We start from the raw sequence: 22,393 nt of genomic DNA on the forward strand, positions 1-22,393 counted from the left end.
GACCGGTGAGCGACTTCCACAGCTACGAGCCGAGATCGGGCCACGGGCTCGAACACGACCCGCTCAACCAGGTCATCGCGCCGCGCCCGATCGGCTGGATCTCTTCGCTCGCCGCCGACGGCACCCGGAACCTGGCGCCATACAGCTTCTTCAACCTCTTCAACTACCGCCCCCCGATCATCGGCTTCTCGAGCACGCGATGGAAGGACTCGGTCGCGAACGTCGCCGAGACCGGCGAGTTCACGTGGAACCTCGCCACGCGTCGGCTCGCCGAGGCGGTCAACGCCACCTCGGCCGAGGTACCGGCCGGCATCGACGAGTTCGAGCTCGCCGGCCTCGAGGCGGCGGCGTCGACGATCGTCGCGCCCCCTCGGGTGGCCGCGAGCCCCGTGGCATTCGAGTGCCGCGTGAGCTCGGTGCAACGGCTGACGGATGCGGTGGGCGCCGAGCTCGACGCCTGGCTCGTGCTCGGCGAGGCCGTGATGATCCACATCCGGCGCGACCTCGTGGCGAGCGGCACCTACGACACGATCGCCGGCGAGCCGATCCTCCGCGGCGGGGGACCGGCCGACTACTTCACGATCAACGAGGCCGCGCGGTTCCGGATGCCGCGGCCCGGGGCATCCGTCAGCCGATCTTCATCGTGAACGGCAGCACGAGGCGCGACGGGTGGGCGGCGTCGCGGTAGACCTTGTGTGTGACGGCGCGGCCCACGGGGAGGTGGAACGCGTCCGGCGGCAGCAGGGCGTTGTGCTCGTCGGCGAGGGGCTCGGCGTTCGAGAGCTCGACGACCATGCGGTGGCCGGGCTGGAAGCTGGCCGCGAACGGGTAGAGACGGACGACGTACTCCTCGATCGCGCCGGGCTCCACGGGCATGGCGCGCGTGTGCGGGTGGTGCGGGTCGCCCTCGGTGCTGCGCTCGTCGAGCTCGCGGTGCGATGCCTTGAGGTACCCGGTCGTGATGAGCTGCCGGGACCCGTTCGGCGCGGCATCCCACACCCGCAGGATGAGGTTCGTGTCGGGCTGGTCGATCTCGACGAACAGGTGCGCGGCGCCCGCGCCGATGAGCTCGGTCGGCGTCTCGAACGGCGCGGTCGCCCAGTCGATGATCTCGACCCGGTCGGTGACCGTGAGCGGTGCCTGGTAGAAGCCGTCGGGCGCGGCGTGCTCGGCGCCCATGCGCTCGGGCTCGAACGAGAGGCGGCGGCGGGGCCGCAGGTGGAGCGGCCGGTACTCGATCGGCTTCGGCGGCCACTGCTGGGCGGTCACCACCTCACGAGAGCCCTCGACGAAGACGCTGACGGCCGGTTCATCCATGACGCCGTTGTCGATGCCCTTGATCCAGTAGTCGTACCAGCGGAACATCTTGTCGTGCTCCTCGATGAAGGGACGCGACTGCATCGGCGGGTAGGGGCCGATGTCGAGCTTCTTCGGGCCCTTCAATGCTTGGAACAACTCGATCGTGCCGTCGAGCGTCCACCCGCGGCCCTGGTCGAGCTGCAGCCAGACGGGGATGTCGATGTTCGGAGCCAGCGTGACCGGGTTGCGTTCCTCGTACCATTCGCCGTCGAGCTCGTTCATCACGATGTCGAACCACGCCTCGTGGTTGGTGGGGTAGTGCAGCACGTGCACCAGGTTCGGCCAGGCCGCGACATCCGGGTCCTCGAGGCGCTTCGCGACGCGAGCCGCGATCTCATCCGGCGAGTAGGTCTCGAGCATGCGGGACTTCACCCGGTCGGTGAACGCCCAGCCCGAGTCGCCGCCGCGTCCCTCGCGCGCCGCGCGGGGCATGAACCACATGATGCCGCCGTGGTACGTGGTCTCGTAGAAGTCGTAGTGGCCGCCGCTCACGAAGATGGCCCTCAGGCTCGGCGGCCGCTCGGCGGCGGCGAGCACCTGCATCGAGCCGAAGTACGAGATGCCGATCATGCCGACGTTGCCGTCGCACCAGGGCTGCGCGGCCACCCACTCGATGAAGTCGTACGCGTCCTCGCCGAGGGAGACGCCGCCGGCGTTGTAGTTGCCGATGTGCTCGCCCTCGGATGCCCCCGACCCGCGCAGGTCGCCGATGACGTGCACGTAGCCCTCCTCGACGACCCGGGCGATGTCGCCGGCCTCGATGCATCCGTCCCACATCGGGCTCGGACGCCGCTGCGGCGGCGTGGTCAGCGCGAGCGCCTGCAACTCCTTGCCGTACGGGCTGAGCGCGACCAGCGCCGGCCGGGGCGTGTCATCGGTGCCGTGGTAGGCGTCCGCGGCGAGCGTGATGCCGTCGCGCATGGGCACGCGCAGGTCCTTGCGGACGGCGATCGTCCGTCCGCCCGCGTCGATGGTGCGGATCTCAGCCATGTCGTGCCTCCTTCGTCGCTCAGGATTGCGGTGGGAATGTCGTGCGGTACGCGTGCATCGTGGTGAGGAACGGCGCCGGCTCGAGCGTCGGATCGCCCGTGTAACCGAGCTCCGCCGCGACCGCCTCGTACGGCGAGTACGCCGAATCCGTCGCGACGAGCCCGGCAGCGAGGTACCGCTCCACGGCGGCGCGGATCCGTGCCTCGTTGTCGAGGCTGCCCCGGATCGCCTCGAGCGCGTCGGCCCCGTCGAGCGCGACGGGGAACGGGGTGCCGTCGGCGCGTCGGTAGGGGTGCCCGAGGTACAGGTGCCGCGGCTGCACCACATCGCGCAGGTACTCGAGGCTCGTCCGGTAGCCCGCCGCGTCCTCGTATCCGGGGAAGCCGCTGGCCGCGCCGTAGCACTGCACGCTGTCGCCGGCGAAGACGTCGCCCTGCCCGTCGACCACGTAGGCGACCGCGCCGGGCGTGTGTCCCGGCGTGGCGTGCACCGACACGGAGACGCCGCCGAGGTCGAGGGTCTCGCCGCCGCGTACGAGGAGCGTGGGCTCCATCTCGCCGGAGATCGACGCCGCGGCATCCGCGGCCTTCCGCTCGGCGGCCTCGGGCTCGGGGAAGTACTCGCCACGCAACTCGAGGAACTCGTCGACATGGGCACGGCGCGAGCGGAGGAACCGTGCGTCGCGCTCCGCGATGACGACATGCGCCCTGCGACCCGTCGCCTCCCAGAGTGCGAACGCGCCGCCGACATGGTCGATGTGACCGTGCGTGAGCAGGATCCAGCGGACGTCCTCGATGCGCTTGCCGAGCGCTTCGAGCGCCGCCGGCACACCGGCGGCCGACTCCGTCACTCCCGTGTCGACGATCGCGAGCTCCGGCGCGTCGATGAGGAAGCTGTACAGCTGGAAGCGGCCCCATGGCGCCGCGATGGGGTGGATCTTCGCCGTCACCGCGCCTCCTCGAGGAGGCGGGCGGTCTCCTCGAAGACCCGGTGGTACTCGGGGATCCACGTGAAGTGCTGCACGAAGCCGTGGTTCGCGCCCGCGTACCGGCTGACGATCGCCTCGACGCCCGCCTCGCGCAGTCGCTCGCCGTAGCGCTCGCCCTCGTCGCGCAGCGGGTCGAACTCCGCCGTGACGATGAGCGCGGGCGGCAGGCCGGTGAGGTCGTCGCGCTTGATGGGGGAGACGCGAGGGTCGGCCGGATCCGCGCCGCTGTCGACGTAGAAGGCGTTGAAGGGCTCGAGGCCTGCGGTCTCGAGGCCGTAGCCCACCGCGTTCTCGCGCAGCGACGGGTAGCGTTCGAGGTCGAAGTCGAGGTCGAGCGACGGGTAGTACAGCACCTGGTGGGTGATGCGGTCGAACCCGTCGTCGTGCGCCATCGCGGCGACGGCCGCGGCGAACGTGCCGCCAGAGCTGTCGCCGGCGATCGCCAGGGTCTCGCCGTTCCACCGCAGGCGGTCGCCATGCTCGGCCACCCAGCGCACCACGCCGTAGCAATCCTCCAACCCGGCTGGGAAGGACGCCTCAGGGGCGCGGCGGAAGCCCACCGAGATCACCTTCAGGCCCGTCGCCTGCGCCAGCGACCGGGCGACGTGGTCGTGCGTGTCGAGGCTCCCGAGGAAGAAGGCCCCGCCGTGCACGTACACCAGGAGGCCGTACGAGTCGGCCTCGACGGGCGTGTAGATGCGCACGGGCACCGCGCCGGCCGCGGTGTGTGCGGTCACGTCCTCGACGGAGTGGAGCGGCAGCCGCTGCTCGGGGGGCGGAACCATCGCCTCCTCGGCGGCCCGCAGCGCGACGGGGTCGATGGGGCCGGGCGGCTGCGCGGGCAGGCCGGCGAGGACTTCGGCGATCCGGGGATGCAGCGGCATGGCGTCTCAGTGCTGCTGGGCGAGCGACTGCGCCGCAGGCTTCTGGCCGGGGAAGACGTCGTTGATCTCGTCCTCGCTCCAACCCTGGCGCGAGATGCGCTGCAACTCGTCGGTCACCGGCTTGCGCGTCGCCTGGTAGAGCGCCAGCGCGTCCTTGACGGAGGAAGCCTGCTGCAGCGCCTCGGCCAGTCCGCCCGCGTCCATGATCGCCGAGTTCGCGCCCTGGCCCTGGTGGTGGCACATCGAGTGCGCCGCATCGCCGAGGAGGGCGACGCAGTCGGAGTGCCAGGTGTCGACCGGATCGATGTCGTAGACCGCGCGGACGTTGACCCTGTCCATGTCGAGGTCGCGGACCAGCCCGATGATCCGCTCGTCGAAGCCGTCGACCGTGGCGAGCAGGTCGTCCTTGGTGACCTGCGGCGACCAGGTGCCGTCGGGATTCAGGGCGGTGACGTCGAACGACATCTGGTTGCGATGACGCAACGGCAGGACGTACACCTTGGTGCCGTGCCCGACGTACATGCGCAGGTTGTCGTCGACCACGAGGCCGTGCGCCGCGTCGGCGTCGACCACGGCGCGGTAGGCGTGCTCACCGGCGAACACCGGCTGCTGGTCGCTGAACAGCTGACGGCGCACCGTCGACCTGATGCCGTCGGCCCCGATCACGAGATCGGCCTCGGTCGTGGTGCCGTTGGCGAAGGTGAGCACGGCACGGTCGCCCAAGTCTTCGATCTTCTCCAGTTTGTGGCCGGGGTGCACCATGCCCTCGGGCAGCACGCCGACGAGCGCCTCGATGAAGTCGCCGCGGTGGATGAGGTGCGTGTTGGTCTTCACCTCGTAGTCGTCCATGCCGGGCCACGAGTCCTTCATGATGGGGTCACCCGTGGCGGTGAGGATCTCGAAGTAGTCGCTCGCCGAGCTCACCTTCGCGATGGCGTCGAAGACGCCCCACTGCCGGAACAGGTCCATCGTGGAGGGACGCAGGCCGATGCCGGCGCCGACCTCGAGGATCTGGGTCGCCTGCTCGTAGACGACGACGTCGGCGCCCAGCAGGCTGAGGGCCTTGGCGGCAGCAGCGCCGCCGTACCCGCCGCCGACGATGGCGATCTTCAGCTCGGTGATGTCCATGGTTCTTCTCTCTCAGTTCTGGATGGCCAGGAAGTGTGCGGGGTTGTCGACGAAGATCGTCGTGATCGTGGCCTCGTCGAGGCCGGCGGCGCGGAGGTCGGGGATGAGCTGTTCGAAGATGTAGTTGACCGTGTGGCCCTTGACGCCCGGCCAGCCGAGCGGGCTGCAGTTGGCGTCGGCCGAGGCGAGCACCTTGTCGAGGTGGCCCTGGTCGATGAAGCGCAGGAAGTGGTCGAGCCGCTCCTTGCGGGGGCGTGCCCAGAACGGCGGGTCGGGCAGTTCGGTCTCGTACCCGAAGGTGTCGAAGCCGATCCGACCGCCCTGCTCGGCGATCCAGGTGTCGCGCGTCTTGTCGGCGTTCACGCCGTCGTCGACGTGGCCGAACAGCACGCGGTGGAGCGGGAGGCCCTCCTCATCGAAGATGTCGATCGCGTTCTCGGCGTCGATCGCCAGATGGGTGAGGACCGGCACGCCGGTGGCCAGTGAGGCGCGGGCGGCGGCGCGGTAGATGCGCTTGTCGAGGTCGGTCATGCGGCCGCCGCGGCTGACGCCGACCTTGATGATGCCGGCACGACCGCCGGTGCGGCCGATGCCCACGGTGATCTCGTGGATGAACTGGTCGGCGAGGTAGTCGACGCTCGCCCGGGCGAAGAACGGGAGCGCCGTGTCGCCGCCGACGAAGCCCGTGCAGGCGACGATGTGCACCCCGGTCTTCTCGGAGAGCGACTGGTAGTAGTCGACGTCGCGGCCGTTGCAGATGCCGGTCGCGTCGACGAAGGTGCCGCCGCCGTACTCGTGGAACCGGCGCAGCTTGGGCACGGTCTCCTCGTACCGTTGCTCGGGCGTCTTCCACCACGTGGTGTCGAGCTCGGAACCCGGCATGCCGTATCCGATGTGCTCGTGGATGGCCACGAGGCCCAGTTCTTCCGTGGGGATCGGCCCCAGGACGGTGTTGACTCTCGACACTGCTTCCTACCTCACCGTGAGAAGTTCGCGCGGGTTGTCCACGAGGATCCGCTGGATGGCCGCCTCGTCGAGGCCCTTCGCCCGGAGAACGGGAACGAAGCCCGAGAGGATGAGGCTGAAGGGCAGGTCGTCGTCGGGATGCCCCTTGGCGACCCCGACGGCGTTGCTCGAGAGCAGGATCCGATCGCCGTGACCCGCCGCGACGAGGTCGCTCACGAGGCCGGCGCGTTCGCGATCGGACACGAGATCGTCGTGGTCGCGTCCGACGTTGTCGATGGCGACGAATGCGCCCCGGCGTGCGACCTCGAGGTGTGCGCCCGCGGCGACCGCGTCCGTGCGGTCGAGTCCGCCGACCGCGACGCGGTGGGCGGGCAGTCGCTCGTCGAGCACGATCTCGAGATCGTGGACGGCGTCGTTCCCGAAGCGGAGCGAGACCGGTGCACCCGTGGCCAGGCCAGCGCGCGCCGCCCCGCGGAGGAGGCTCTCGTCGGTCGCCGTCGTGCCCGCACGGGTTGCGGTGGTGGTGACCAGACCTGCTGCCGCGCGGCGCTCGACGCGGGGGACCACCATACCCTCGGCGATCTCCTTCGCGAAGAGGTCGGCGAATCTCTCGGCCGGCCACGGGGTCGGCGGATTCGTCTGCGGGGTCAGGAAGTATCCGCCGAGCATCTCCTCCGGCCCCATTCCGGTCGACGCGACGATGTGCACGCCGGTCGAGCGGGAGAGGGCCTCGTAGAGGCGCAGGTCGCGCCCGTGGAACATGCCCGTGCTGTCGACGATGGTGCCGCCGCCGTGGTTGCGGAAGTCGTGGAGCCTGGCCGCCAGTCGGTCGAAGACCTCGGCGCGATCGATGGTGACGTCGAAGGCGAACTGCGCGCCCGGAACCACCGAGAGCAGCGCCTCGTGCACCGAGACGACCCCGAGCCGATCGGCAGGTACGGGGCCGAGGACGGTATTGACGATGCGGTTCAACCGACGGTTCCTCTCCATTGAGTGCGAGACGCCGCAGAGCGAGCGGCGGTGCGAGCCATCCTGACATTCACTTTACAGAATGTCAAGTGGACTTGCGGACTGACATTCGACTCGCTTTACTTGATGTAAGCCAATCCGTCGACGACGATCGCCGGCCACTCAATGAGGAGGAACCATGGCAACTTCACCCGCGACCTCGGACATCGATCTCTTCGCCGATGAGATCCTGATCGATCCGTACCCCACCTACGCGGCACTGCGGGAGCTCGGCGCCGTCGTGCACCTGCCCGTGAACGACGTGTACGCCCTGACCCGCTACGACGTGATCCGCGACGCGCTCGGCGACCCCGAGACCTTCTCCTCGGTCAAGGCGATCGGCTTCAACGACGGCGTCAACGACGCGCTCCAGGGCACCTCGCTGGCGTCGGACCCGCCCATGCACACGCAGTTGCGCGCCACGCTGTCGGCGAACCTCACGCCCCGCGCGCTTCGTGGGCTCGAGGGCACCATCGACGAGAAGGCCGATGCGCTCGTCGCCGACCTCGCCCGCAGCCGCGACTTCGAGGCGATCGATGCGCTCGCGCGGAAGTTCCCGCTCGAGATCGTGGCCGATCTCATCGGATTCACGGGCCAGGTGAAGGACAACATGTTGCGCTGGGGTCAGGCCGCCATGGAGGTGATCGGTCCGATGAACCACCGCACCATGGAGCACTTCCCCATCGCGGGCGAGCTCTACGGGTGGTGCAGCCAGGTGACCCGCGACGACCTCGCCGAGGGCTCGATCGGTCGCGGGATCTTCGACGCGCAGGAGCGCGGCGACATTCCCGCCGGCACGGCCGGGAACATCATCCACCAGTACCTCGGGGCGGGCGTCGACACCACCATCGCCGCCATCGGCAACATCGTGGCACTCTTCGGACGGCACCCCGAGCAGTTCGAGCTCGTGCGGCAGGATCCCTCCCTCGTGCCGGCCGCGTTCGCCGAGGTCCTCCGCTTCTGGCCGCCAGTGCACGCTTGGGGTCGTCGCGCGACGCGGGACGTCGAGATCGACGGTGCCCTCGTACCGAAGGGTGCCCACATGGCGGTCCTGTTCGGTGCCGGCAACCACGACGAACGCCACTACGCCGACGCCGACACCTTCGATGTGAAGCGCAACCCGACCGACCACCTCACCTTCGGCTATGGGCCGCACGGATGCGCCGGCCAGGGCCTCGCCCGCATGGAGGGACACGCGATCATCCGTGTTCTCGCCACCCACGTGCAGTCGTTCCGCCTCGGCGACGAGGTGCGCCTGCCCAGCAACATCACGCGAAGCATCGAGCGGCTCGACGTCATCGACGTCGTTCCCGCGTGAGCACCCACCGACTGGAGAGCGCCACCATGAGAATCGAACTCGACCGACCCCGCTGCGAAGGTCACGGCCTCTGCGAGGAGGCTGCGCCCGACCTGATGCACCTCGACGACGAAGCCGAACTCGTGATCGACGTCCCCGAGGTCGAGGGCGACGCGCTCGAACGTGCCCGCGCCGCGATTCGGGCGTGCCCGGTCGCTGCGCTGAAGCTCGTCTGAGCGCCGGCCGATGGGAACCGCACTGCGACGGGCCGTCGTGGTGGGCAACGGCATCGCCGGGCTCACCGCGGCCGACACCCTCCGCGCGGGGGGATTCGACGGTGAACTGACCATCGTCGGGTCCGAGACCCGCGCCGCCTACAGCCGTCCGGCCCTCTCGAAGGCGCTGCTGCGCAGCCAGGCCGACCTGACCGCCCACGAACTCCCGCCGGCCGAGCATGGCGCCACCGAGCTGCTCGGCGTCGCGGCCACCCGACTGGATGCCGAGCGGCGCGTGCTGTCACTCGACGACGGCGCGGAGCTGCCGTACGACGGGCTGGTGATCGCGAGCGGCTCCCGGGCGAGACGGCTCGGCCGCCTGCCCGACGAGCACGTGCTGCGCACGCTCGACGATGGGCTCGTGCTGCGCGAGCGCATCGCCGCGCGCCCCGATGTCGTGATCGTCGGCGGCGGGCCGCTCGGCATGGAGGTAGCCTCCGGTGCGCTCGAGGCAGGCTGCCGCGTGACACTCGTCACCAACGAGCCGCCCATGGCGCGCCAGCTGGGCGCCCGCATCGGTGAGACCATCACCGCGGCGGCCGTCGCCCGCGGCCTCACCCTCATCGTCACCCCCGACGCACGGGTCGTCGATCGCGGCGGGAGGTCGGCGGCGCAGCTCGCCGACGGCCGCATCGTCGAAGGCGACCTCCTGCTGACCGCGGTCGGCGACATCCCGAACACCGAATGGCTCGCGGGCAGCGGGTTGTCGAGCGGTGGCGCACTCCCGGTGGACTCCCGAGGTCGGTTGCGTCCCGAGATCGTCGCCGCGGGCGATGTCGCCGCATTCCCGTCCGCCGCCGGGCACGCCCGCAGCCCCATCTGGCACAGCGCGATCGAGCAGGCACGCGTGGCCGCCCGTGCGCTGCTCCACGGCGCTGCGGCATCCGAGCTCGAGGCCCGGCCCTACTTCTGGACCGAGCAGTTCGGCCTCGACCTGCGGGTGGCCGGTCGGACGCCACTCGTCGGCGAGCCCGAGGTCGTCGACGGTGAGGCCGGCGCTTCCGAAGGTCCGGCGCTCCTGCGGTGGCGTCATGACGACGGCACCGCCACGGCGGTCTCGATGAACTACCGGATCCCGATCCCGCGACTTCGTCGACTGTGCGAGGCATCCGCGGTCCACTGAGGGGTCGACATGCGAAAGGGGGCTCGGCGCGAACTGCGCCGAGCCCCCTTCGTCGTGCCGGTCAGGCCACGGCGTCCTCGACGACGGTCTCGCCGAGCTCCTCGTCGGTGACGGGAGCATCGGTGCGCTTGCCGCTGATGAACAGCGTGAGGATCGCCGACGCGGTCGCGGCGATGCCCGCGATCAGGTAGACCGCCTGGAAGCCGGTGCCGAGCGACACTCCGGCCGAGCCCTGGATCGCGCCCTGCGAGCTCGTGAGCGCCCCGACCGCCTGGTCGACGGCCTGCTGCGGCGCCCCGCTCGCCAGCGCCTCGGCCGAGAACTGCGCGATGACGCCGTCCCATCCGGAGAGGAAGCCGAGGGGCGGCACCTGCGAGAGGCCGGCGATCGCCTCGGGCGGAAGGCCAGCACCCGCGAGGATGCCGCCGAGCTGGGGTGCGAACATCGAAGCGCCGATGCTGAACGCGATCACCGAGCCGACCACCGGGCCGAGCGCGAAGCCGAGGTCGCGGAGCAGGTTCGTCGTGGCCGAGGCCATGCCGATGTAACTCGGCTCGACCGTGTTGATGGCCACGGCCGTGATCGAGCCGACCGTGAGCGCGAAGCCGACACCGAGCAGGAAGAGCGGGGCGATGAACGTCGTCCACGGCGTGCCGCCGAATGCCTCGGGGATGCCGAGGGGGATGTTCGAGATCCAGTATCCGCTGACCGCCATCAATGCGAAGCCCGTTGTCAGCACCCAGCGGGGCGAGACGTGGTGGATGAGCCACCCCACGACGGGGATGAGCACGAACGCCGGTCCCTGGATGAACACGAAGAGCACGCCCATCTTCCACGTCTCCACCCCGCCGAGGGCGCCGACGGCCACGCTCGTCGAGAAGGCGATCGCGAGGAACGCGAACATGCCGGTGACCGCGACGATGCTGGTGATGGCGTACGAGGAGTTGCGGAACAGCGAGAGGTGGATGAGCGGCACCTTCGTCTTCAGCTCGATGATGACGAAGGCGACGAGCAGAATGCCGCCGATCACGTACCCGCCGATCACGATGGGGTCGCCGAAGCCCGCGTCGACCGCCACCACGGTGGCGCTCAGCGCGGCGATGAGGCCGAGCGAGAGCGTGACCTGGCCGGGGATGTCGAGCTTGCGTCCCTCGGGGGCCGCCGAGTCCTTCGCCCGCAGCGCGAAGACGAACACGACGACGGCCACGGACGCGGCGATGTAGTACGCCACTCGCCAGCCGCTGAACTCGTTGGGGGCGCCGGGCGCGGCGCCGGGTACGGTGAACAACTCCATGGTGATGCCCGCGAGGACCGGCGAGATCACCGCCCCCAGGGAGAGGAACCCGGCCCAGGTGGCGATGACCCGCGCCCGCGCCCGAAGGTCGGGCGTGATCGCCGCGATCATCGAGAGCGAGATCGGGAAGAGGATGCCGGCCCCGATGCCGCCGACCGCCTGGCCGAGGATCATGATCCCCGTCGTCGTCGCGAACGCGGCGATGAGCGTGCCCACGAACGTGAACGCCGCTCCGGCGTAGAGCAGCTTCTTGCGGCCGAAGAGGTCGCCGAGGACGCCGAACGTGAGCTCGAAGACGACGATCGCGATCACGAAGGCCGACGAGATCCAGGTCAGGCCGGCGCCCGACGCGTGGAACTCCGCGGCGAATGCACCGTTGAGGGCGCCCGGGAACGCGTTCGTGATCTGGGCGAGCGTGACCGCGATGTACGCGGCCGCGAAGGTCGCCCTGGCCGAGCCGGCCGTGACGATGGCACTGGACATTGCAGAGAACTCCTTTGTTCCGGTGAGTGGGTTCGAGCCGTGGTGCACCCGGTCGAGGCAGACCGGTACTGCATCAGCGTGAACCTTGATTTACACAATGTCAAGTGATCTTACAGTGCGGACGGTGAGCGACCGCATCGCCTATGCTGATCGGCATGGCGAATCTCCGGGTCGCGCAGAAGGAGCAGACGCGTCAGCGACTGCTCGACACCGCTCTCGAGCTGTTCGAGTCGAAGGGCTACGCCGCGACGACGATCGACGACATCGCGGCCGCTGCCGGCACCACGCGCGTGACCTTCTACGCCCACTTCCCGTCGCGACGCGCGATCATGGCCGCGCTCATCGACCGGCTCAACCTCATCCTCGAGCGCCAGGAGTCGCCGGTCCACCGCTCGACGGCGTCGGCGCTCGTCGAGGTGGTGCACATCGGCACGAGTGCGGCGATCGGCGTCTGGATCCGTGAGCAGGCCGCTCGCTGGCCGGTCATCCGCCCGTACATCCTGGCGGCGAGCGTGGCGGCCGCGGTCGAACCCGAGATCCGCGAGCTGGTCGACGAGTGGTCCGAGGAGGTCGTCGGCGACATCGAGGACGGCCTCGACCTCGCCGAGCGCTTCCAGCCCGCCACGAGGCACTTCCGCGGCGTGCTCGCCTTCGAGATGCTCGATCGCACCAACCTGCACTGGATCCGGCACCAGTGGGATATCGACACCGATCCAGCGCTCGACGTCCTCATCGAGGGCTGGGTGAAGCTTCTCGGCGACGGCTGAGGCTACGCCTTCCAGACCGTCTTGAGGTTGCAGAACTCCCGGATGCCCGCGGCCGCGAGTTCGCGACCGTAGCCCGAGTCCTTGATGCCGCCGAAGGGGAGCTCGGGGTAGGAGACGGTCATGCCGTTCACGAACACCGCGCCGGCGTCGAGCCCGGCGAGGAACCAGTCCTCCTCGTCGGGATCGTTCGTCCAGACGGCCGAGCTGAGTCCGAACGTCGTCTGGTTGGCGATTCGCAGCGCCTCGTCGCGGTCGGCCACGCGATAGAGCGAGGCGACCGGACCGAACGCCTCCTCCATGACGAGTCGCATGTCCTCGGTCAGCGAGTCGACGACGGTGGGAGCGTAGTACCAGCCGTCCCGATCCGGCGCCATGCCGCCGGTGAGCACCCGCGCGCCCTTGGCGACCGCGTCGTCGACGAGCGCCGCCAGGTCGTCGCGTCCCTTGCGGGTGGCGAGCGGTCCGACATCGGTGCCCTCGTCGAACGGGTCGCCCACGATGAGCGCTTGCATTCGATCGGCGAACCGTCGTGCGAACTCGTCGTACACGTCGGCGTGCACGATGAAGCGCTTGCCGGCGATGCAGGACTGGCCGTTGTTCGAGACGCGGGCCTTCACCGCCGTCTCGACGGCGCCGTCGAGGTCGGCGCTCGGCATCACGATGAACGGGTCGGAGCCGCCGAGCTCGAGCACGGCCTTCTTGATCTCGCCGCCGGCGCGGCCGGCGACGGCGCGACCGGCCGGCTCGGACCCCGTCAGCGTGACGGCCTTCACGCGGGGGTCGGCGATCACGGCGTCGACGGCGTCCGACCCGATGAGGAGCGTTCGGAACGACCCCGGCGGGAAGCCGCCCTTCTCGAAGAGCGTGTCGAGGTAGAGCGCGGCCTGGGGCACGTTCGATGCGTGCTTCAGCACGCCCGCATTGCCGGCCATGAGCGCCGGCGCGGCGAACCGGATGACCTGCCACAGCGGGTAGTTCCACGGCATCACGGCGAGCACCACGCCGAGCGGCTGGTACGTCGTGAACGCCTTCGACGCGCTCACGGCCGACGCGTCGGCGAGCGGCTCGTCGGCGAGGAACGCCCCCGCCCGGTCGGCGTAGAAGCGCATGTTCTTCACGCACTTCAGCACCTCTGCGCGGGACTGCGCGATCGGCTTGCCCATCTCGAGGGTGACGAGGCGTGCGGCCTCCTCGACGTCGGCCTCGAGCGCGTCGGCGGCCGCGTGCATCCAATCGGCGCGTCGGGCGTAGCCGGTGCCGCGCAGGGTTCGGGCGGCGGCATCCGCTTCCGCGAGTCGGCGATCGACCTCGGCGGCGTCGTGCGGTTCGAAGGTCCGCAGCGTCTCCCCGTTCGCGGGGTTGACGGTCGCGATGGCCATGGTCGTCTCCTTCGACTCGGTGGTCCATGATCGCGCGGGAGTGACCGGACGTGCCGTGCGGGGCGCCGACGGCGGGCGAGTCGCCACATCCGGGCTTGCGCGAGGTGCAATCGATTGTAGTCTGTCAAGCGATCGCGGCCGGCGGGGACCGGCCTGAACGGGGGAATGGTGCCCAAGCGAGTGACGATCGACGACGTTGCGCGCCGGGCAGGCGTGCACAAGGCCACCGTGTCGCGCGCACTCAACGCGCACACGCAGGCCCAGGTGAACGCAGAGACCGCGAATCGGGTCCGGGAGGCGGCCCGCGAGCTCGGGTACGTGCCGAACTTCGTCGCGCGCGGCCTGCGGCTCAACCACTCGATGACCGTCGGGGTGATCATCCCGGATGTCGCCAATCCCATCTTCCCCCCGATCATGCGCGGCATCGAGGAGTGCCTCCAGCCGCGCGGGTACACGGCCCTGCTGGCGAACACCGACGGTCAGCCGGCGGTGGAGGAGGCGGCCTTCCACTCGCTCCTGCAGCGCCGCGTGGACGGCTTCATCGTCGCCACCGGACGTCTCGACGACCAGCCGGTCATCGCGGACGCGTTCGGCGACGGGGTGCCCGTGGTGATGGTCAACCGGTGGGCGGGCTCCGCGCCGTACCCCGTGGTCACGGCCGACAACGAACGCGGGATCCGGACGGCCGTCGAGCACCTGCACGAACTCGGCCATCGTCGGATCGCGCACCTGGCCGGGCCTGGGAACTTCTCGACCACTCGCCAGCGAGCGGAGGCGTTCAGCGCCGTCACCGCGTCGATGGCGGATGTCGCGCCCACGGTGGTGGAAGCCGGTGCGCTCTCCGCGGATGCCGGCGCCGCCGCCATGGACGAGCTGCTCGCACGTCCGGGTCTCCGGCCGACGGCCGTCGTCGCGGCCAACGACCTCGTCGCGCTCGGCGCGATCCGCTCGCTCCGCTCGCACGGGCTTCGCTGCCCGGAGGACGTCTCGGTCGTCGGCTACAATGACATGCCCTTCGCGGCGGACTTCTGGCCGGCCCTCACCACCGTGCGGATCCCGCTCCGTGAGATCGGCGTGCAGGGCGCACGGATGCTGCTCGATGCCATCGAGGCGGGACACCAGGAGCCGGCCACCATGGTCCTTCCGGTCACGCTGGTGGTGCGTGGTTCGACGGCCGTGGCTCCTGCTGACGTCGATTGACAAGCCGGCGAAGGCGGACCTAGCCTTGGCCCACGCGAGTCGCAATCGATTGCATCGCAATTCCACCACGGCCAGGGCCGTGATCGCCCGACGAGACGAGGAAGTCCGATGGCAGCGAAGCACCAGCACGCCCACGATCAGCCCGGTCGACGTTTCGAGCGGCCATCACTTCGCCCCGCGGGTGCCCGCCCGCTGGCGGCGCCGGGCCAGCACGGCGTCGACTACGAGCATCGCGTCGACTTCGCGCGGCTCCGCAACTACCGGCTCGACCGAGCGAAGGCGGCGCTCGAGGCCAGCGAGTGCGGTGCCTTCCTGCTCTTCGACTTCTACAACATCCGCTATACGACCCAGACCTGGATCGGCGGTGCGCTCGGCGACAAGATGATCCGATACGCGCTCCTGATGCGCGGCCACGACCCGATCCTCTGGGACTTCGGATCGGCGGTGCGCCACCACAAGCTCTACTCGGACTGGGTTCCCGATGAGCACTACCGGGCCGGATTCCTCGGCTTCCGCGGAGCGGTCGATCCCGATGGCGCCGGCCTCATGCGCGACGCGGTGTCGGAGATCAGGTCGCTGCTCACCGAGGCGGGACTCGCCGATGCGCCCCTCGGCCTGGACATCGTCGAACCCCCGTTCCTGTTCGAACTGCAACGGCAGGGCCTGAGCGTCGCCGATGCCCAGCAGCGCATGATGGACGCCCGCGTCATCAAGTCACCCGACGAGATCGTCCTGCTCAACCAGGCCGCGGCGATGGTCGACGGGGTCTACCAGGACATCGTCGACGCCCTGAAGCCCGGTGTGCGGGAGAACGAGATCGTGGCCCTCGCGAACAAGCGACTGTACGAGTACGGCAGCGACCAGGTCGAGGCCATCAATGCCATCTCGGGGGAGCGGTGCAACCCGCACCCCCACAACTTCACCGATCGGATCATCCGGCCCGGGGACCAGGCCTTCTTCGACATCATCCACTCGTTCAACGGGTACCGGACCTGCTACTACCGAACGTTCTCGGTGGGGTGGGCCACCGAGAGCCAGAAGGACGCGTACAAGCAGGCTCGCGAGTGGATGGACACGGCGATCGACGCCATCCGCCCCGGTGTCGGAAGCGATCAGGTCGCCGCCGTGCTGCCCAAGGCGACGGACTTCGGATTCGAGAACGAACTCGCCGCGTTCGGGCTGCAGTTCGCCCACGGGCTGGGGCTGGGGCTGCACGAGCGACCCATCATCTCCCGGCTGAACTCGATGAAGGACCCGGTCGAACTGCAGGTCGGCATGGTCTTCGCGATGGAGACGTACTGTCCCGCCTCCGACGGCTTCTCGGCGGCCCGGATCGAGGAGGAGGTCGTGGTCACCGAATACGGTACGGAGATCCTGACGAAGTTCCCGGCGCAGGAGCTGTTCATCGCGAACGAGTTCTGACGACCCTTGACATCCGGTTCGAGAGACACTTTACTTTCGTGAAGCATTACTGAACGTTTCTCGCGCTGCGGCGAATCGCCGCAGCGCCCGGGAGGGGAGCCGATGACGAGGTTCGTGGTCCGCCGCGGCAGCGAAGCCGACTATCGGTCGCTCGGGGCCCTCGCGCCGGGTGCCGTCGGCCTGACCCGGTGGCGCGCGGTCGGCGAGGAGGATGGTGCCGCCCACACGGATTTCGGCATCACCCGCCTCGAACCCGGTGGATCGACGGCGACGCACGTGCACTCGTTCGAGGAGAGCTTCAACGTGCTCGAGGGCGAGGTGGTGCTCGCCACGCCCGAGGCGAGCGTGCGGCTCGTGCCGGGCGACTACGGCGTCATCCCCATCGGCGTGCCCCACGCGTGGCGAGCGATCGACGAGTCGACGGGGGCCGCCTGGTCGGACCTGTTCACGCCGCCCGCACGCGACCGCTACGGCTCCGACACCTACCGCGTGCCCGAGATCCCGGAGGTGCAGCCCGTACGGGTCGACCCGCGCGATCCTCGCACCCGGTCCTTCGGCAACATCACGCCCGAACACATGGATCCGGGCAGGCAGTCGCAGGAGCTCCTCGCCGTCTCGGGCAGCATGCGCACGGCCCTGCTGGTCTACACCGGGATCTCGCTGAAGATGATGGTCGACTCCGATCTGGGCGCCACGCTCGGCACGATGTTCATGGTGCAGTACGAGCCCGATGGCGCCGCCGGACCGCACGACCATCCGCTCGAGGAGGCGTACCTGATCCTCGACGGCGAGGTGCGGGCCACCTTCGATGGCGAGGAGTTCCTCCTGCAGCGGGGCGACATCGCCTGGGCGGGTGTCGGATGCGTGCACTCGTTCTCCGCGACGGGCGAAGCGGTGCGTTGGCTCGAGACCCAGGCGCCGCAGATGCCGCCGCGGCACGCGTACCGCTTCGTACGGGACTGGCAGTACCTGGAGGGGCGCCTGGCAGAGGAGACGTGACGCGGCCCGACGAACGTACAGTTTGACTTGACAGGTCTGCAATCGATTGCTTGACTCGCTCACGAGACAGTGATCGCAGAACCGCCCCGACGACGTGGAAGGTTTGCACCCGGTGTTCGAACCCCTCTTCCTGCTCCAGCAGGCGCTCAACGGACTCAGCTTCGGTGCGCTGCTGTTCCTGCTGGCCAGCGGCCTCACCCTCGTGTTCGGGCTCATGCGCATCATCAACCTCGCGCACGGGGCCTTCTACATGGTGGGCGGCTATCTCGGCGTCGTGGTCGCCGGGCTGACCGGCAACCTGCTCCTGGGCATCCTCGCCGGCGTCGCCGTCGTCGCCGTCACGGCCTTCGTCGTCGAGTTCGTGCTGCTGCGCTTCGTGCGCGGCCAGGAGCTTCCCGAGGTGTTGCTCACGGTCGGCGTCTCCTTCGTCGTGGCCGACCTGTGCCTCGCCATCTTCGGAGGCGACCCGTACACGTTGCCGTCGTCGGCGACGATCCAGGGATCGGTGACGATCGGCGGCCTCACCTACCCCACCTATCGCATCTTCGTCATCGGCGTGGCCGTCGTCATCGGCGTCGCCCTCGCCCTGGTGCAGAACCGCACGCGGGTGGGTGCGATCGTCCGGGCGGGAGTCGACGATCGGGAGATCATCTCCGCGATGGGCGTGAACATCCGCTGGGTGTTCACGGGCATGTTCGTCGTCGGCGCCGCACTCGCGGCGATCGGCGGAACCATCGGGGCCGGCATCATCAGCGTCCGTCCCGGCATCCAGGACGACGTACTGCTCTACGCCCTGGTGGTCGTGATCATCGGCGGACTCGGCAGCGTGCCGGGAGCGGCCGTCGGCAGCGTGCTGATCGGGCTGATCGACGCGTTCGCCAAGGCCTGGATCCCCGACCTCGCGTACTTCACGATCTTCGCGCCCATGGCGCTCGTGCTGGTCCTCCGGCCCACCGGACTCTTCGGGAGGACCGCATGACGCGCTCGCGCATCGTCGGCGTGATCGCCATCGCCGCCCTGATCGGCGTCGGGCTCGCCCTTCCCTACCTCGGAACGAGCGCGTACGTCATCTCGCTCGTCTCGACGATCATCATCGCGGCCATGCTCGCGGCGACGGTGAACTTCCTCGTGGGCGACGGCGGCATGGCGTCGCTCGGCCACGGCGCCATCGCCGCCGCCTCCGCGTACGGTGCCGCCTGGGCGTCGAAACAGGGCTTCGACCCCGGCATGCAGGTCGTCTTCGCCCTCGGGGTCACGCTCGTCGTCTCCTTCGTCTACGGCGTGCTCTCGATGCGCACGAGCGGGATCTACTTCCTCATGGTCACCCTCGCGCTCGGCATGGTCGTCTACGGCCTGGCCTATCGCCTGTCGAATGTCACGGGCGGCGAGAACGGGATCACCGGCGTGCGCCGGCCGGAGTGGATCTTCGAGTACTGGACGTTCTACTACTTCATCCTGGGGGCGTTCATCCTCACCACGCTGCTGCTGTGGGTGGTCAGCCGCTCGCCGTTCGGCGCGAGCCTCCGCGGCATCCGTGACAGCGAGAGCCGCATGCGGAGCCTCGGCTACTCGGTCGCCTCCTACAAGCTCGCCGCCTTCATGATGTCGGGGACCCTGGCCGGGTTCGCCGGGCTCCTCGCCGTGTGGCACACCCACTTCGTCAGCCCCTCGGCGGCCGGCGTGCACCGGTCGGTGCTGCTCATCGTGATGGTCATCCTCGGCGGCGTCGGCACCGTGTTCGGCCCGCTCATCGGTGCGGCGATCGTGGTGCTCGTCGAGAACGTGCTCTCGAACTCGGTCGAACGCTGGCCCACCATCCTCGGCCTCATCTTCATCCTCGTGATCCTCTTCGCCCGCGAGGGGATCATGGGCAGCGCTGCCAAGCTCGTCCGCCGCCTGCAGGGACGGGATCCGAGTCCACCGGGTGACAGCGCGCCACCGCTCGGCGGCTCCGACGAGACGATTCCACCAAGAGAAACGCAATCACACGCATCGAGGAAGGAACTCCCATGAGATCGACGAAGACTCGGGCCCGGGGGCGCTGGAGCGCCCTCGCCGGACTCGGCGCCGCAGCCGCACTCGTCCTCACCGCCTGTGCGCCTCCGGGCGCCGCGCCCGATGATGAGGGCGGCGGCGACGGCGAGGCCGGCGGCACCCTGAAGGTCGGCTACATCTCGCCCATCACGGGCAACTTCGCCATCGCCGGCCAGGAGATGGTGGACGGGTGGAACCTCTACTGGGAGATCAACGGCGACGAGGTCAACGGCGTCACCGTCGAGACCATCGTCGAGGACGACGCGGGCAACCCCGAGACCTCGCTGACGAAGGCTAAGAAGCTCGTCGAACTCGACGAGGTGGACGTCGTGGTCGGCCCGCTGCTGGCCAACACCGCGCTCGCGGTGGCCGCCTACACGTCGAGCGTCGGCATCCCGAACCTGCACCCGGTGGCGGCCGCCGACGACCTCACGCAGCGGGCGGCCAACGACCTCACGGTGCGCACCGGATCGATGTCGGGGTCGCAGATGAACTACCCGGGCGGACAGTGGGCCGCCGAGCAGGGTCACCAGACCGCGGTCACGCTCTGCCCCGACTACGCCTTCGGCTGGGAATCCTGCGCAGGCTTCAAGCAGGGCTTCGAGCAGGAGGGCGGCGAGGTCGTCGCGCAGTACTGGTTCCCCAACGGCACATCGGACTTCTCGACGTACGTCTCGCAGATCCAGGCGGCGAACGCGGACCTCGCATTCGTGGCCACCGCGGGCGGCGCGCCAGGTCCCGACTTCCTCAAGAGCTTCCTCGGCCTCGGCCTCGGCGAGTCGCAGCCGCTGCTCATGAACTGCTGCGGCATGGACCAGGCCACGCTTCGGGCGCTCGGCAGCGAGATCGAGGGCTTCAATTCGGTGAGCTGGTGGGCCGAAGGCCGTGACAGCGACGCCGTTCGCGAGTTCTCGGAGGCGTACGCCGAGAACTTCGAGGGCAAGATCCCGTCGGCCAACGTGGCCGGCGGATACCAGACGGCGAGCGTGGTGGCCAAGGTGCTCGAGGAGAACGGCCTCGTCACGGGTGCCGACCTCGTCTCCGCCATCTCGTCGACGACGTTCGACGACAGCATCTTCGGAGCGGTGTCGTTCGACGACTACAACAACTTCGTCGGTCCGGTGTACATCCGCGAGGTCCAGGAGGTCGACGGCAAGCTCCTGAACGTGCCGATCGAGACCTTCGAGGACGTCGACCAGTGGCTCGGCAAGGACCCCGAGGAGGCCCTCGCCCAGCCCACGTACTCGCAGAGCTTCCAAGGCGAGTAACGAGTGAGCACCGCGACGACGGCTTCGGCTCCGGGCCCCCAGGGGTCCGGGGCCGGGGCCCCCGCGCTCGTCATCTCCGACATCGGGAAGCGATTCGGCGGTGTGCAGGCGGTCGACGGCATCTCGCTCGATCTCGGCGCGTCGGAGCGGATCGGGGTCATCGGCCCGAACGGCGCGGGCAAGACCACACTGTTCAAGATCATCGCGGGTGACATCCCGCCGACCTCCGGCTCGGTCGAGATGTTCGGGCGCGACGTCACGCGCGTCGGCACGGCGCGACGGGCGCGGATGGGAGTGGGACGCACCTTCCAGGTCTCCAACCTGTTCCGCGACATGTCGGTGCTCGACAACGTGCGGGTCGCCGCTCGCGGTGGGAGCGCCAAGGCGCGCATCTTCTGGTGGCCGCAGCGCGCCACCGACGAGGTGTCGGAGCGTGCGCGCGCCGCCCTCGAATCGGTGGGTCTCATCGGTCGCCGCGACGACCGGGTCTCCGCCCTCTCGCACGGCGAGCAGCGACAGCTCGAGATCGCCATGGCCCTGGTCGGCGAGCCGAAGCTGCTGCTGCTCGACGAGCCGGCGGCCGGGCTGTCGGCCGTCGAGCGGTCGACCCTCCGACGCCTCATCGAGGGGATCCCGCGAACGCTTCCCATCCTCCTGATCGAACATGACATGACGCTCGCCCTCGGCCTGACCGATCGCGTCATGTGCATGGAGAACGGCCGCCACGTGGTGACCGGAACCCCCGACGAGGTCCGCGAACACGAGACGGTCAAGGAGATCTACCTCGGAAGGCGCGGCAAGAAGTGACCCTCGAAGTGACCGACCTGCACGTCAGCTACGCGACGGCGAAGGTGCTGCACGGCGTCGACCTCGCGATCGGCGACGGCGAGAGCGTGGGCCTCCTCGGCCGGAACGGCATGGGCAAGACGACGCTCGTGCGGGCGATCTGCGGCCTGCGTCCACCGACGGTCGCGGCGGGTTCGATCGTGTTCGCCGGCGACGACCTCGTGCATCGCACGAGCTTCCAGATCTCGCACGCCGGCATCGCGCTGGTGCCGCAGGGGCGGCGGGTCTTCGGTTCGCTGACGACCACCGAGAACCTCACCGTCGTGCCGCGCCGCAAGTCGCCGGCCACGGGGGAGCCGTGGACGGTGGAGCGTGTCTTCGACTTCTTCCCACGACTCGCCGAGCGATCGAAGTCGATGGCTCGACTGCTCTCGGGCGGCGAGCAGCAGATGCTCGCGATCGGCCGGGCGCTGATGACGAATCCGAGGCTGCTCATCATGGACGAGCCGAGTGAGGGCCTCGCGCCGAGCGTCCTCGACGTGATCCAGGACCGCCTCGCCGAACTCAGCGCGTCGGGACTGTCGATCCTGATCGCCGAGCAGAACGTCGACCTCGCGCTCGACATCGCGACTCGTGTCGTCGTCATCGACGACACGGGCACGATCGCCTGGAGCGGGAGCTCCGAGGCGCTGCGCGCCGATCCGGTGGCGCTGGAGCGCCACCTGAGCATCTGATGGCCGGGG

At 69.4% G+C, this 22,393-nt stretch carries 21 protein-coding genes; 13 read left to right on the forward strand and 8 right to left on the reverse strand.

Going from position 1 to position 22,393, the window contains the following annotated elements; translation table 11 throughout:
• The first annotated feature begins 5 nt into the window (after positions 1–5).
• On the forward strand, positions 6–647 hold the full coding sequence (locus ACVFI9_RS08765) for a flavin reductase family protein (RefSeq protein WP_474765822.1): 642 nt from the start codon (positions 6–8) through the stop codon (positions 645–647).
• Here the strand turns inward: ACVFI9_RS08765 and ACVFI9_RS08770 are convergent.
• Genes ACVFI9_RS08770 through ACVFI9_RS08795 form a run of 6 tightly spaced genes read right to left on the reverse strand, consistent with a single transcriptional unit; the run spans position 628 to position 7,287 of the window.
• Entirely contained in the window at positions 628–2,349 is a 1,722-nt protein-coding gene (locus ACVFI9_RS08770) for a CocE/NonD family hydrolase (protein ID WP_474765824.1), read from the reverse strand. The genes ACVFI9_RS08765 and ACVFI9_RS08770 overlap by 20 nt on opposite strands.
• A 19-nt stretch (positions 2,350–2,368) precedes the next feature.
• Positions 2,369–3,298, reverse strand: coding sequence for an MBL fold metallo-hydrolase (locus ACVFI9_RS08775; protein WP_474765826.1), 930 nt, complete (start codon positions 3,296–3,298; stop codon positions 2,369–2,371).
• Positions 3,295–4,221, reverse strand: a complete 927-nt coding sequence (locus ACVFI9_RS08780; RefSeq protein WP_474765827.1) for an alpha/beta hydrolase — start codon at positions 4,219–4,221, stop codon at positions 3,295–3,297. The genes ACVFI9_RS08775 and ACVFI9_RS08780 overlap by 4 nt, the downstream gene beginning before the upstream one ends.
• Before the next feature lie 6 nt (positions 4,222–4,227).
• On the reverse strand, positions 4,228–5,349 hold the full coding sequence (locus tag ACVFI9_RS08785; protein ID WP_474765829.1) for an FAD-dependent oxidoreductase: 1,122 nt from the start codon (positions 5,347–5,349) through the stop codon (positions 4,228–4,230).
• 12 nt (positions 5,350–5,361) lie between these two features.
• Positions 5,362–6,315 (reverse strand): phosphotriesterase family protein, encoded by a 954-nt coding sequence (locus ACVFI9_RS08790; RefSeq protein WP_474765830.1) that lies wholly within the window; start codon positions 6,313–6,315, stop codon positions 5,362–5,364.
• A 6-nt stretch (positions 6,316–6,321) separates the two neighbouring features.
• Positions 6,322–7,287 carry a phosphotriesterase family protein gene (locus ACVFI9_RS08795; protein ID WP_474765831.1) on the reverse strand — a complete coding sequence of 322 codons (966 nt, stop codon included), beginning with the start codon at positions 7,285–7,287 and terminating at the stop codon, positions 6,322–6,324.
• 175 nt (positions 7,288–7,462) lie between these two features.
• On the opposite strand from ACVFI9_RS08795, the gene ACVFI9_RS08800 reads away from it, so the two are divergent.
• Genes ACVFI9_RS08800 through ACVFI9_RS08810 form a run of 3 tightly spaced genes read left to right on the forward strand, consistent with a single transcriptional unit; the run spans position 7,463 to position 10,018 of the window.
• The gene (locus ACVFI9_RS08800) at positions 7,463–8,641 is read left to right on the forward strand and encodes a cytochrome P450 (RefSeq protein ID WP_474765832.1); all 1,179 of its coding nucleotides are present in this window, start codon (positions 7,463–7,465) and stop codon (positions 8,639–8,641) included.
• 26 nt (positions 8,642–8,667) lie between these two features.
• Positions 8,668–8,856: a ferredoxin gene (locus tag ACVFI9_RS08805; RefSeq protein WP_474765833.1), complete on the forward strand. Its 189-nt coding sequence runs from the start codon at positions 8,668–8,670 to the stop codon at positions 8,854–8,856.
• Between the two features lie 10 nt (positions 8,857–8,866).
• A complete protein-coding gene (locus ACVFI9_RS08810; protein WP_474765834.1) occupies positions 8,867–10,018 on the forward strand; it encodes an NAD(P)/FAD-dependent oxidoreductase in 1,152 nt (383 codons plus the stop codon).
• Positions 10,019–10,079: 61 nt separating this feature from the next.
• On the opposite strand, the gene ACVFI9_RS08815 is transcribed toward ACVFI9_RS08810, so the two are convergent.
• Entirely contained in the window at positions 10,080–11,795 is a 1,716-nt protein-coding gene (locus ACVFI9_RS08815) for an MFS transporter (RefSeq protein ID WP_474765835.1), read from the reverse strand.
• Positions 11,796–11,950: 155 nt separating this feature from the next.
• On the opposite strand from ACVFI9_RS08815, the gene ACVFI9_RS08820 reads away from it, so the two are divergent.
• Positions 11,951–12,562: a TetR/AcrR family transcriptional regulator gene (locus ACVFI9_RS08820; RefSeq protein ID WP_474765836.1), complete on the forward strand. Its 612-nt coding sequence runs from the start codon at positions 11,951–11,953 to the stop codon at positions 12,560–12,562.
• Between the two features lie 2 nt (positions 12,563–12,564).
• On the opposite strand, the gene ACVFI9_RS08825 is transcribed toward ACVFI9_RS08820, so the two are convergent.
• Positions 12,565–13,941: an NADP-dependent succinic semialdehyde dehydrogenase gene (locus ACVFI9_RS08825; RefSeq protein WP_474765837.1), complete on the reverse strand. Its 1,377-nt coding sequence runs from the start codon at positions 13,939–13,941 to the stop codon at positions 12,565–12,567.
• A gap of 168 nt (positions 13,942–14,109) precedes the next feature.
• Between ACVFI9_RS08825 and ACVFI9_RS08830 the strand changes: the two genes are divergently transcribed.
• From ACVFI9_RS08830 to ACVFI9_RS08865, 8 genes are all read left to right on the forward strand, one after another.
• Positions 14,110–15,141, forward strand: a complete 1,032-nt coding sequence (locus ACVFI9_RS08830) for a LacI family DNA-binding transcriptional regulator (RefSeq protein ID WP_474765838.1) — start codon at positions 14,110–14,112, stop codon at positions 15,139–15,141.
• A 108-nt stretch (positions 15,142–15,249) separates the two neighbouring features.
• A complete protein-coding gene (locus ACVFI9_RS08835) occupies positions 15,250–16,563 on the forward strand; it encodes a M24 family metallopeptidase (protein ID WP_474765839.1) in 1,314 nt (437 codons plus the stop codon).
• 102 nt (positions 16,564–16,665) lie between these two features.
• Entirely contained in the window at positions 16,666–17,562 is an 897-nt protein-coding gene (locus tag ACVFI9_RS08840; protein ID WP_474765840.1) for a cupin domain-containing protein, read from the forward strand.
• Between the two features lie 112 nt (positions 17,563–17,674).
• Positions 17,675–18,541 carry a branched-chain amino acid ABC transporter permease gene (locus tag ACVFI9_RS08845; RefSeq protein WP_474765842.1) on the forward strand — a complete coding sequence of 289 codons (867 nt, stop codon included), beginning with the start codon at positions 17,675–17,677 and terminating at the stop codon, positions 18,539–18,541.
• A complete protein-coding gene (locus ACVFI9_RS08850) occupies positions 18,538–19,575 on the forward strand; it encodes a branched-chain amino acid ABC transporter permease (RefSeq protein ID WP_474765844.1) in 1,038 nt (345 codons plus the stop codon). The genes ACVFI9_RS08845 and ACVFI9_RS08850 overlap by 4 nt, the downstream gene beginning before the upstream one ends.
• The gene (locus ACVFI9_RS08855) at positions 19,572–20,864 is read left to right on the forward strand and encodes an ABC transporter substrate-binding protein (protein WP_474765845.1); all 1,293 of its coding nucleotides are present in this window, start codon (positions 19,572–19,574) and stop codon (positions 20,862–20,864) included. Before ACVFI9_RS08850 ends, ACVFI9_RS08855 begins: the two co-directional genes overlap by 4 nt.
• Before the next feature lie 3 nt (positions 20,865–20,867).
• Complete coding sequence (locus tag ACVFI9_RS08860) at positions 20,868–21,671, forward strand: ABC transporter ATP-binding protein (RefSeq protein WP_474765847.1); 804 nt, start codon at positions 20,868–20,870, stop codon at positions 21,669–21,671.
• Positions 21,668–22,384 carry an ABC transporter ATP-binding protein gene (locus ACVFI9_RS08865; protein WP_474765849.1) on the forward strand — a complete coding sequence of 239 codons (717 nt, stop codon included), beginning with the start codon at positions 21,668–21,670 and terminating at the stop codon, positions 22,382–22,384. Before ACVFI9_RS08860 ends, ACVFI9_RS08865 begins: the two co-directional genes overlap by 4 nt.
• Positions 22,385–22,393 lie beyond the last annotated feature (9 nt).

It is taken from the genome of Agromyces sp. NSFZ, assembly GCF_056156205.1.